The following is a 12,745-nucleotide window of genomic DNA, read 5'->3' as shown; positions in this document are numbered from 1 at the left end:
GTTCATATCAAAAGAGCAACAATCTTTTGATAAATTGGTATAGGTATAAATCAAAAAGGCAGCACATTGTGCTGCCTTTTATATCAAAGTACATTGTACCTTATCCTAAAACTGATAGCGGAATCCCCCAGAAAAACTGGTTCCAGAAAAACCGGCCTTGGTAAGCTTATGCTGATAAACCAGATCACCGTGAAGGACAAACTTTGGAGACAGTGGAGCATTAAAACCCAATCCAGTTTCTAGAGAAGAACCAAAAGCACCCAACTGGAAAGCATCTTTGAAATGCACTGTTTGTTTCTTCCCAAAACCATGAGAAAGATAAAGCTTACCGTAGAAGGAAATAGCCTCTATTCCCTCAGATCCAGTCCGAACCTTTGTCAAGCGTCCACCAACACGAGCCACCCACTGATCAAGCTTTCCCATCTCAATATCAAAGTTATCAATATCGCGGGACTGATCAAACTGGAGATTTTGATAAACAACCTGAACTTGTGGATCCAAAACAAAACCTTCATAGCCTGTTGCAAATGACTGACCACCCGTCAATGAAACACTTAAAGGTTTGCTCTTCAACGTTGCTGTCTTGCCACGTGCAAGGGTGAGAACATCACCTTTCAAGAAACCATAGGAGAAAAGACCATCTACATAAAAGCCAGCGTCATGCTGCATGCTACCATATGCTGTGGCTACCCATTTATCAAATGCACTTTTTTGACTGTGTTTGACATTTTGAGGCTGCAGAGAAAGTTTGCCATAAGTTCCCATAACCCCAAAGGACACGGTACCGTACATATTCTCGATTGTTTGCAACAAAACACCTGCCTCTACAGTGCTATAACCAAAATCACCTCCGTAACCATACTCAAGCGCAGAAAGATCTGAAGCATAACGGTAAGCACTATTGTGGCCACGCAAAAACAAAGCAGGATTTTCACGGGTTTCTAACATTCCACTAGAAGTGGTCCGTATAGACTCCAACTGCTTGTTCTGATTGCTGATATCCATCAAACCGGCATGGAATAAGCTATTTGGCAAGAGCAGATAAGTTGGAACTTGTGGAACAACAGATCTGACAGCTGTGCGCACAGGAGGTGTACGGTTAGAGATAGTAGAAGTATACGCAGAATCACTCAATCTAACATATTGATTTTCTAAGCGGAAATTCCAAAACTCCCCACCGTCCTTCATAAATTTTTGATTAACATGGTCTCCAGTCAAAGTGGCTTTTGGAGCGTAAGAACGAAGAGTATATTTGTAAGGTGAATTTTCTAACGCAACATAATCACCATTCAGTTGGAAAGAATCTTTCTCTGCTTTTCCATAAACCTGAATAATGGAAACACTATGTGCTGTTTTATCACTTCTGTTGTTTTCTCCTACACTTCCCGAAATACCTTGCACATGCACCACAGTTTTCCCAGAGACATCACCATGAATTAAGAGCCGATCGGTTACTTGATCATCACTAGAATCGTGAGGATTTAAACGTGCATTGAAGTGAATCTGAGCATCACCATATGCACTGTAGACAAGACCATCTCCTTTTCCAATGCGAAGTGTTTGATACTGAGACTCGTTGGATGTTGGAGATGCAAATCTAACAGTACTGTCTGCGAGTCTCATAGATGAAATACACGAATCTAAACAATCAGAACTTGAAGCTTGCTGACGTTCATTTTCACTTTTCGTTAAAAGCCATTCCGATCTATTGAATAAATCAATTTTGGCACGAGAGCTGCTATCAATGCGAGCACCACCTATAATCGAAGAATTATCAACAAAAACTGACAAATTAGAATTATTTTCAGATCTCAATAATAAATCACCAGAAAGAGTTGTTTTTTCTTCTAAGGAAACACGACCACTAGAATTATTACCATAAATAGCCACACTCTTTAGGACCTCAAAATCAGTTTTTTTCAATGAAACCATTCCCGTAATGCCCATAGGTGCTTTCTCAGATGAGGGAACTACACTTGGCTTAACACTCCTTGTTTGCCTAATGAGATTATTATTTGTAACCTGTTTCTGTTCATCGACTGATCTTTGAACCATACCATCAAAATACATACCGTAGGATTTATCACCTTCCACTCTAACAGTAGAAGACTCAATCTTAGCGTGATTCATAGAAAGGCGAACGCCAGATGACCTTCTTCTCCTAGAAGAACCTGTCTCAACAACATCACCATTCCCCCTAACCCATAAACCATTGGCATCAGTCACAACACTCCCATTGGTAAAGTCAACAGAACCATTATCACTCAATAGAAAAGCTGCACGTCCAAAAGTCGCTTCGGAATCAGACTTACCCCGTTCTTTTCTCACAGTAATATCGACTTTGTCTAATTTAACACTTCCCCCCAATTCCGACCTAACTGCCACTCCATTTGTCAGAGTAATCACCCCAGAGTTCATGGTTATCTCACCAGAATTACTAGCCAGACCAGCAACAGCCAAATCCCCCGTCACGTTAATTTTCGTACCAGCTAAATCAACAGAGGACTCGGGCCCTACCAGAACACCCGCATAATTAGCATCAATCGTCCCACTAGTCATTGTAACTTTTCCGCCTCTTTGAGCTTCAAGTCCAATCTGAGAAGACTGAATAGTTGATTGATTTCTCAAAATAATCTGCGCATTTTCTTCTGCAAGCACAGCACTCAAAGCACTTGACTGATTAAGATCATCAGAAGAAACCTGACCAATGATAGTCACACCCTCTACATTAACAATTGTATTGGCTTTATTCGCACGCACAGAATATTGATTGCTACCATTTGCTTTCAGTGTACCACCATTTATTGTATGTGATTGGCCATCACTACATGAATAAGGAGCAGACAATCTCTTCGTACCATTTTCACTCGTATTATCACAGCTAGAAGAAATAGCTTTCCCACCAACGGATGAAACAGAAGATACATTAGATTCTGCGGATGCAGCAGAGAGAACGCGTTCTACAGGGCTGACTTCAGATACAGTAGAAGAAGACGCAACAGAGGAAGGGGTAGACACTATAACTTTAGATATTTGAGAGCCCTCAGGTGTAGAAAGTAGAACGCGTCCTCGAGGTTCAGAAATTTGAGAACTATCAGAAACCGCAGGAGACGCAGAAATAGATCTACCAACTCCAGATGCTTTTGGAGGTATTTTAATAACTCTAAGTGTTTTAACTCTTTCAGATCTCCCAAGTGAAGATGGATGATTACTAGGTGCAGTAGCATTACCAACAAGCAAAGTAGATCCATCCATAGATTCATTTGTCTGTGGCACAACATTCTCACCAGTCAACATTGGAGTCATACGGCCTACATCTTCTAAATTCAAGTCATCACTGCTATCTTGAGACGAAGAAGATGGAACACTTTCTACAAATTCAGAAACCCCAGATCCAGATAGATCAGAGCTTGCAAAATCTAAATCATCTCCATAACCTTCATAACCTTCATAACCTTCATAACCTTCATAATCTTCATCATAATCTTCATCATCTGAATCTAACAAAGCTCTTGCATTAAAATCACCTTCACCCATTCCAGATCTCGCAACTGAATCAGCAGTTTGTACACCTTCAGCAGATATGTCATCTCCTACTGCACCTCGAGAAGATGCAGTCACATATTGATTCTCTAAACGATAATCCCAAAACTGTGTAGCAGTTTCCCTCAATGTAGGATCGAAAAATTCAATGGACACATCCGGAGAAGACACTTGATGAGGATCAGAACCATAAGCACGAAGGGTGTACTGATAAGGTAAACCGTTTAACGTAGCATAACCACCTTCCAGATTGAAAGAATCCTCCTGTGCACTTCCATAAACCTGAATAATTGAAAAACTATGAGGTTCACTAAGTATTACAACTTCATCTTCATCAGAACTCCTTGCTATTTCTCTTCTGACAGCATTGTTCACATACACTTTAGTTTTTCCAGAAACATCACCATGAATTAAAAGTTTATCAGACTTTACTTGATAATCATTCGAATCGGATGCAGACATATGCGCATTAAAATAAATCCCCGATTCTCCGCTAGCACTGTAAACTACACCACTCCCTTTTCCAATGCGAAGCGTTTGATGAGTACCAGATTCGTCGCTGGGAAATGTAAACCTAATAGAACTATCTCTAAGGTCTATAGACGAAATACATGAATCTGAGCAACCAGCATCTGAAATTTGCTGAGGATTATATTTGCTTTTTCTTAAAAACCACCTTGACCCCTCAGACAAAAAAATCCTGGCATCAGCATCTTCACCCATGCGAGCCGCACCCACGATTGTAGAATCATGAGAGAAAACCGACAGTTTGGAACCAGGTCCAGCATTCAACAATAAATCACCGGAAAGCCTTGATTTGTTTTTTAAAGCGACATAGCCATTCGCATTCTCACCATAAATGACAATACCCTCTGGAACATCAAAAGTAGTTTTATCCAAAAAAGCCAAGCGCGCTCCGAGCCTTTTATCACCACCCCCTTGTCCCAATGTTACACTTCTTCTTCCATCCTCTCCTTTATTATCAAAATATATACCATAGGATTTCTCACCACTCACTGTAATAGTTGATCTTTTCATACTGGCGACAACCTTCAACGGATCCAACCTCGACACGTCCGTAAAATTCTGCAGAACGCTAACAGCATCAGCAAAAACAGTGAGATCAGCCCCTTCCTTTTCTTGGGAATCTTTTTTACCCTTTTCTTGGGAATCTTTTTTACCCTTTCCTTGGGAACCTTTTTTATCCTTTCCTTGGGAACCTTCTTTATCCTTTCTACGGAAAGCACTTTGATAATCCTTATAAATAGGGATAGGAGCTATTGTGCCAGGACCACGAGCAGAAACCTGATCTTCATGAATCCAAAGAGCAGCAGTATTAGAACCATTAAAAGTCCCATCATCAAAAGAAACAAAACCTCCATGTACTAGAAACCCAACACTGCCAAACTCTTCACTTCCATCACCCAAAGAAACATCAACCCCACCCTTTAAGGGAAGATCTCCTCCTGCAGATGCTTGTGCCTTAATTTGAATTTTAACATTTTCTAATGCAACAGATCCCCTATTGCTCGATACGACAGCTACCCCGCCTTCTGCAACGGTAACCAACCCAGATACTAGCTTTATTCCACCTCCAGAACTATGCAACGCATTATCACTCACATCAATAGTTATATGATCCAAAAAAACAGACGAATCAGAAAAAGCCACAGCACCTTGACGAACCTGTGTGATACTTCCGTTCTTCATGGTGATCCCCCCACCATCTCGAGCCTCAAGCCCAGTAAAAAATTTTTGAATATGCGATTCGTACGAAAAAACCCTCCCCCCTCCTGATACCAACACAGCACTCGTCAAACCGTCTTCAACCCGAACTGCACGAGACGCACTTTTAAGCTGAACACCCCCCCCTTCAGACACAACAACCGGATCTCCCAACGAAATATCCTGCCAAGGCTTTTCACTCCGCATACGCACACGATACAAATCAACGATTGTTACTTCGTATTTTAACTTCTGTTGTTCACCTTCATCTTGAACTTGATCTTCACCTTCTATTACCTTTCCCGATGCTCGCACGGCACTATCACCGTATTTTTTCGCAATAATATTACTATATCTAACTTTATGTCCTTTACCATCATCACAGTAAACAGGCCCACTTCCTTCACCCATCTTATAATTGTTAGGATCGTTACCCATCTGATAATTTTTAGGATTGCACCCATGATTGGCGCCACCTACTAGAGGAAGCAAGAGAGCACCCTCCGCTCTAGCACCAACACCAGCACCAACACCAGCACCAGCAGCACCAACACCAGCACCAGCAGCACCAGCAGCAGCACCTGGAACAGCACCTGGAACAGCACCTGGAACAGCACCTGGAACAGCACCTGGAACAGCACCTGGAACAGCACCTCCAGCAGCTACACCATCTACGCCCCCCTCAACACGCGGAGCAGCAGGAGCAGCGCCGGTTTGTTTTTCCGGTCCTTGAACATCCTCTGTAGCTTTAGGCTCTACAGCTCCAGAACTGCCCTTGCCTAAAAACGATGGTAGGAACGATGAGAGTGATGAAAACGATGGTAACGATGGTAACGGAAACCAACTGGCCCCCATAGAAACATCCGCACCTTGTAAAAAGAAGAAAGCACTCGTTGTAAGAGCATATAAACGCGTACGATTTTTAAATACGTTAATCATATATCCAACTTTCTATAAATATATCTTGTAAAAGCTCTAGAATTGCAAAAGCACTAGATTTTGAGTAAAAATGAGATAAGCATCCGGTTTCTAACATATGTTAGACGGCTTTACAACATAATGTTTTTTATGAATTTATCATATTGTGCATAAAAATGCCTAAATTAAATTTTTAAGTGGATAAACCCTTTGTAATTAAAGTAAAAGGATAAAATGATGATCAAATATCTGAAATGGGTAACTTCTGTTTTTCTTGTTGCAATCAGTTTTGCAACGTTTTTATTGGCAAATGCGAGTGTAAATGCAGCGAATGTAACTATTAATCACGTTTCAGGTACCACTACTGTTTCCACATCTCCTCAAAAGGTTATTGTGTTTGATCTTGCATCGCTTGATAATATGAATCGCCTTGGAATTGAGGCTGTTGCCGGTGTTCCTGAAGGAAAGAAACCTACATATTTGCAACAATTTGATGATGAAAAATATGAAAAAATTGGCACCCTTTTTGAACCAAATTATGAAAAAATTGCTGCCCTTCAACCCGATCTCATTATTATTTCCTCACGAACTCAGGCCAAATACAAAGATTTATCTAAAATAGCTCCAACTATTGACCTAACAGTAGGAAATCAAAACTCGCTTGAAGATATTGAACGAAATGTGTCTATTCTTGGAAAAATTTTTGGTAAGGAAAAAGAAGCCGAAGAGCAAATTGCAAAACTTAAAGAAAATTTAGCAGAAGTCCGTAAAAACACTCAAGGGAAAGGTACGGCGCTTATACTCATGACTTCCGGCGGAAAGATAAGTGCTTTGGGTCCGCAGTCACGTTTTGATATTTTCCATTCCGCATTTGGAATCGCTCCTGCAACCGATAAACTAATCGTGCAAAAACATGGACAACTTATTTCTCCAGAATTTATTCTCGAAACCAATCCTGATTGGTTGTTGGTCATCGACCGCGACGCAGCAATCGGGCGAGAAGGACAATCTGCAGCTCAACTGCTTAATAATGAACTTGTGCAACGCACAACAGCTGGAAAACAAAACCAAATTATTTATCTGGACTCTTGGAGCTGGTATAGAGCAAGTGGTGCTCTAACTGGGCTTAACGAAACGGCTCAGCAGCTCAATCAAGCCTTTACAAAAAGCAAATAAACACACAAATAATTTACTTGTCATATAATAAATCATAAAATAAAGTTTTAGGAGCAGTTGTTTATGAAAAACCACTGCTCTTTTTTATTGGAAAATATTTTAACGTGAAAAATTACTGGATAGCCATAATAGTTCTTGTCCTACTGTCTACCCTAAGCATTTTTGTTGGTTATTCTGATGTCACACCTTTCGACCTATTATCAGGTGATCCACATGCGTGGCTTATCTTCTGGCAAACACGTCTTCCTCGTACAGTTGCAGTGCTTTTGGTGGGCCCAGCTCTTTCACTCTCGGGCATGATTATGCAATTGCTTGCACGCAATCGCTTTGTGGAACCATCGACTGCTGGAACTGTTGAATCTGCATCTCTTGGCATTCTTTTTGTCATGATTTTTCTGCCCAATATACCTGTTTTAGGAAAAATGCTCGTCACTACAATTTTTGCCATGATTGGCGCATTACTTTTTATGTTTTTATTGCGCCGGATTCCTTTAAAATCTGCTCTTATTGTACCACTCACAGGAATCATGCTTGGCTATGTCATTGGATCCTTAACCAACGCCATTGCTGATCATGAAATGCTTCTTCCCTCTCTTCAAGCCTATTTATTTGGCAGTTTTGCAATGGTTCTTGAGGGAAAATATGAACTCTTATGGCTCTCTCTCCCCCTATGCATTCTTGCCTATTTCACCGCTGATCGCTTTACAGTAGCCGGTCTGGGAGAAGATTTAACCAACAATCTTGGACTGAATTATCGTAATGTTATGTTTTTTGGTCTTTTTATTGTCGCATCAATCACCGCTGTTATCGTCTGTACAATCGGCCGTGTTCCTTTCGTCGGACTGATTATTCCGAATATTGTTTCAAATTTCATGGGCGACAATATGCGCCATACCGCCCCTTGGGTAGCAATCAGTGGTGCAGGATTGGTCTTGATCTGTGATCTTTTAGGACGAATAATTCATCCTTCTCTTGAAATTCCTATCAGCACTATGATGGGAGTTATTGGAAGCTTTATTTTTATTATACTGCTTTTACGCTGGAGAAAGCGTCTTGGATAAAAAGAAAGCCACAACGCTTGTACTCACAACACTCATCGTAAGTGCATGCACCGTCATCAGTCTTTATCTAACATGGAATGTCAACATTTATACGTGGACATTTCGTCTAACGAAACTTATCTCTCTTCTCCTCATTGCGTACGCAATAAGCGTTTCTACTGTTTTATTTCAAACAATCGTCAACAATCGTCTTCTTACTCCTTCTATTATGGGGTTTGATCAACTTTATATTTTAATAAAAACCATTACGATTTATTTTCTCGGCTCTCTTTCTTTGCCCTTTTTAAATGAAGAAGGACAACTCATTCTTGAAGCTCTCATTCTCATTCTTTTTTCAATAAGCCTTTTTCGCTGGCTCTTTTCAGGAAGCCTCAAAGGACTTCATTTAACCCTATTGATTGGCGTTGTTTTAGGTGGCTTTTTTTTCAGCTTACGCATGTTCATGCAGTTACAATTGAATCCAGATCAAATGATGAATTTAACGGACATCATGTTTGCAAACTTTAATAAATTCAATACGTCATTAATAAGCTTTGCCGCAATCATTGTCTTCATTGTTAGTCTGATTGGTTGGCGTTCACGTTACCTGCTTGATATTCTTGCTCTTGGACGCGAGAACGCTCTCAATCTTGGGGTTGATTACCATAAAAGCACTACAGCTATTCTTATTTTTGTTTCTATTCTCGTATCTATTTCCACAGCACTTGTAGGACCCGTCACCTTTTTTGGACTATTAGTTGCCAACCTTTCTTATGAACTTTCCCCACAAGCAAAACACAGTGTTGTTGTTCCAATTGCAATATTACTGGCGATAATTTGTTTGGTTGGTGGACAATTTGTTTTAGAACAAGTTTTCAATATGGCAGGACGCTTAAGTTTTATTATTGAGTTTTGTGGTGGAATCACCTTCTTAATTTTACTGATGAAGGGAAAATTAAAATGATTGAAATCAATCATCTTTCCAAAGCTTATGGAGCCCGATTGATTATCGATAATTTATCCCTTCATCTTCCAAAAGGGGGCATTATTTCTCTCATTGGCCCTAATGGTTCTGGTAAATCAACGCTTTTGATGCTGATAAGGCGTCTTTTACCGCCTCATAAAGGGACGATTAATATCGACGGCTTTGATATTGATAAAATGCCCCACGATGTTTTGGCGCAAAAACTCTCAATTTTACGTCAAGATAATCCCTTGTCCTTTCGTTTAACTGTATATGATTTAGTAAGTTTCGGCCGCTACCCTTACTCCAAAGGCTGGTATAACAACGAAGATAAACAATATATTGACAGTGCACTCCGATATCTCGGCTTACAAGATCTGAAAGACTGCTTTTTAGATGAACTTTCTGGTGGACAGCGTCAACGGGCTTTTATTGCAATGGTCATCTGTCAAGATACTGATTATCTTCTGTTAGACGAACCATTAAACAATCTAGACATGAAACATTCCGTTTCCATGATGAAGCAATTACGCCGTACAGCTGATGAACTCAAAAAAACCATTCTGATTGTTATGCATGATATCAATTTTGCATCATCCTATTCGGATATAATTGTTGCACTCAAAAATGGTAAAGCAGCTTATTGTGGAACACCACAAGAAATTATGCAACCAGAAATTCTTAAAGACATTTATGATATAGATATTCAGATTACAACAATCCATGGCGTACCAATTGCTCTTTATTATCAATAAGTACCTCTCACTTATCAATAATCACTGAGATTCTTTTTTGCGCTTGCGTGCACTGCAAAATCTGCTAGAAATGACAAAGCCTCCTTGTTGGGGAATAGTTTAATGGTAGAACAGCGGACTCTGACTCCGTCAATCTTGGTTCGAATCCAGGTTCCCCAGCCAATATTTAATGAAATCAATTGTAGCTTGACGCCAGGTTTTGTATATTTTGCCACTAGGTTTTGTAGCAATTTATTTTTTCTCAAAGAGTTTTTAAGGGGTTCTCAAAGGGTCTTCAAAGACTCCTCTCATTTTTACCATGAAAACGCACTTTTTTCTCATTTTCACTCTTTTTTGTAATTTTTGGTGTCAAAATCTATTTTGAAAAAACACACATTTAATGGTAAAAAATAACTTCCCTAATCCTACCTCTTCCCACTTAGTACAAAACCTTACATCAAACTACACTCGATACAATTAATGCATAAAATAGAGATTTGGGAACTTTGATTCCATTCATCCATTGAACTTATTTTTATCACTCTTGAGTTTTTTTAAAGCTTTTTGATTGCTTCTATAGCGCGTCTTTTATAAGCTGAACTAAAATACAAGGATGCTCTGTTGTCTTTTTTCCAGCTAAAAAATTCCTCCACTTGCAAGACTCTAGCCCCTGCATTAGCTGCACGTGTTTTTCCTAACTTTCTCAAATCATTTGCTGATGTTTTGACAATAAATATCCTATAGTTGAAAAACTATTTACAGTTCTCAACAATGCTTGTCCGTTGTTGAATACCACGTCTTCTTTTTGCCACATCGGAAATAAGATGTCTCTTGACACTTTTATTTTGAAGCTTTTTAAGAGTTCTTAACATATCCTTTTACACTTTCTCAAAGCAAACATAAAGCTGTCAAGACATGCGAAAGTCATTTAATGGTAAATTGTGGGAAATCATAACCACTATAAAAAGACCCCATATTTGTATCGTAGCGTACCTATTCACGCATACAAGAAGAAGATAAAACAGTATAACAAAACATTAATTGTCTATTAATTATAAATGAAAAAATTGGTCAAAACCAACTGCACACGAATAAATATTATCTACTATAACCCAAATGCATAACTTGAATCATTATACAGCAACAAACAATAAGAACAGCTTTCTAGGCAATTTGGGACAATATGTTCTGGCAAATTATTAACGCCTTCTCAACACGTTTCTCTTCCCTTCAAAGATGGAAGCCTCAAAAGAAAAACAGAAGCATAAACAATGGCACAAACCATTATTTTTCATTTGCTTTACATTGTCCCCCCCCCATTGTATTCAACCAATGCACTTATGGCGCATCCTTAAGATCTTAACAATTTTGTAAAACGATACAAAAAAGATTTCGGATTCTTTTCATTCTATTTCTGAGTAATACCGAGACACTCCCATCGGTCTTCAAATTCGCACAGACACACACTTTTCTCCTTACGCTTTAAAACAAAGGGAGAAAAATCTTATTTATAATTTACTGCAACTTGCAGAAAATTGTGTATCTTTTCCTATAATACCAAGATCTTTGATTAAAAGCGGTTCTCCTATTTCTCCATTATAAGCCTTAACGTGAATTTCTTTTCCTTTCACATCTAGAAGGTAATAATCTCCATTGAAGAGCGCACCAGCTGTATAGACAGGGATATTTCCAAAGACCTTATCATTTTTTGCACGGCAATAGGATTGATAATGCGTATGCCCCACAAATATTGCTTTGACATTATGAGAGGTAATAATTGACTTAAATACCGACAAATCTTTAGCATTCTTTTTACGAATAAAAAAAGATTTACCATAAATGGAAACCGCACGAGCATCATGAAAATTGATAATTGTAACTTTACCTCTGGCATCAGCAGCAGCTAAATCGTTTTTAAGCCAATCCAAAGATTTATTGATTTGCACCTCCATGGACTGTCCCTTCAAACGGACCGTATAGCTTGGATAATTGTGAAGCTGCACATAGTGAACATCTCCATAATCCCAAGAATAACCCAAACTCCCCTTAATTAAGTGAATATTTCCGCTTGGAACAGGAATCAAACTTTCAGTAACATCTGCATTGAAATAAGATAATTGACTACGATATTTTTTGATTTCCGACACCATTCTTGAAACTGCACTTATAGCACAGGCATCTTTGTAAAAATTGAATTCCTGAGGATTTGTACAATCACCAACATTATTGGCATAATCATGATTCCCTAATCCCTCATAGACAGGAGATCCAAGGTTTTTATAGACATTTTTATAATCGTCATAATTTTTTTGTTGCCCAAATTCTGTCAAATCACCATTGACAATATGGAATGCAGCTTTCTGCGCTTTTATAACACTGGCAACTTTCTCGTTTATCTTTAACCATGGCTCTCTGTTCGATAGTCCATTGGGATCACCAGAGTTCAAACGCCACGGTTGCGGATCAGCCATGATGATAGCAGTATAATTTTTTGCAAAAGACTGTTCTTTCAATGCATCGTAATAAAGTCTTTCATCCCTTTTTGTTTTTTCAGAATCAAGATTAAAACAACCAGAGAAAGTAAAAGCAATCATGATGATTGCCATATATTTAATCTTATATTTCATAAACGCATCACCAAAGAA

6 protein-coding genes and 1 tRNA gene are annotated in these 12,745 nt (G+C 39.0%); 5 read left to right on the top strand and 2 right to left on the bottom strand.

Annotation, left to right across the window (positions count from 1 at the left end):
• Positions 1-105: 105 nt before the first annotated feature.
• Positions 106-6,207 (bottom strand): autotransporter outer membrane beta-barrel domain-containing protein, encoded by a 6,102-nt coding sequence (locus tag QHG54_RS07950; RefSeq protein ID WP_406604164.1) that lies wholly within the window; start codon positions 6,205-6,207, stop codon positions 106-108.
• A gap of 216 nt (positions 6,208-6,423) precedes the next feature.
• Here QHG54_RS07950 and QHG54_RS07945 point away from each other — a divergent pair, with 216 nt between their 5' ends.
• The 5 genes from QHG54_RS07945 to QHG54_RS07925 all read left to right on the top strand — a co-directional run bounded on the left by QHG54_RS07945 (position 6,424) and on the right by QHG54_RS07925 (position 10,283).
• Positions 6,424-7,362 (top strand): siderophore ABC transporter substrate-binding protein, encoded by a 939-nt coding sequence (locus tag QHG54_RS07945; protein ID WP_317994070.1) that lies wholly within the window; start codon positions 6,424-6,426, stop codon positions 7,360-7,362.
• 104 nt (positions 7,363-7,466) lie between these two features.
• Positions 7,467-8,423: an iron chelate uptake ABC transporter family permease subunit gene (locus tag QHG54_RS07940; RefSeq protein WP_317993674.1), complete on the top strand. Its 957-nt coding sequence runs from the start codon at positions 7,467-7,469 to the stop codon at positions 8,421-8,423.
• Positions 8,416-9,366 (top strand): iron chelate uptake ABC transporter family permease subunit, encoded by a 951-nt coding sequence (locus QHG54_RS07935; RefSeq protein WP_317993675.1) that lies wholly within the window; start codon positions 8,416-8,418, stop codon positions 9,364-9,366. The genes QHG54_RS07940 and QHG54_RS07935 overlap by 8 nt, the downstream gene beginning before the upstream one ends.
• Positions 9,363-10,121, top strand: a complete 759-nt coding sequence (locus QHG54_RS07930) for an ABC transporter ATP-binding protein (protein ID WP_406604163.1) — start codon at positions 9,363-9,365, stop codon at positions 10,119-10,121. The genes QHG54_RS07935 and QHG54_RS07930 overlap by 4 nt, the downstream gene beginning before the upstream one ends.
• A gap of 88 nt (positions 10,122-10,209) precedes the next feature.
• Positions 10,210-10,283: transfer RNA gene (locus tag QHG54_RS07925), tRNA-Gln, on the top strand.
• A gap of 1,325 nt (positions 10,284-11,608) precedes the next feature.
• Here QHG54_RS07925 and QHG54_RS07920 read toward each other — a convergent pair.
• Positions 11,609-12,727 carry a metallophosphoesterase gene (locus tag QHG54_RS07920; protein WP_406604162.1) on the bottom strand — a complete coding sequence of 373 codons (1,119 nt, stop codon included), beginning with the start codon at positions 12,725-12,727 and terminating at the stop codon, positions 11,609-11,611.
• Positions 12,728-12,745: the final 18 nt, after the last annotated feature.

Source organism: Bartonella gliris (assembly GCF_045277155.1).
In the GTDB taxonomy this organism is placed as follows: domain Bacteria; phylum Pseudomonadota; class Alphaproteobacteria; order Rhizobiales; family Rhizobiaceae; genus Bartonella; species Bartonella gliris.
This window is presented reverse-complemented; position numbering and strand designations above follow the sequence as displayed.

Coding starts and splice junctions, on each gene's coding strand:
- QHG54_RS07950 (WP_406604164.1), bottom strand. CDS start 6,207: ATGATTAACGTATTTAAAAATCGTACGCGTTTATATGCTCTTACAACG.
- QHG54_RS07945 (WP_317994070.1), top strand. CDS start 6,424: ATGATCAAATATCTGAAATGGGTAACTTCTGTTTTTCTTGTTGCAATC.
- QHG54_RS07930 (WP_406604163.1), top strand. CDS start 9,363: ATGATTGAAATCAATCATCTTTCCAAAGCTTATGGAGCCCGATTGATT.
- QHG54_RS07920 (WP_406604162.1), bottom strand. CDS start 12,727: ATGAAATATAAGATTAAATATATGGCAATCATCATGATTGCTTTTACT.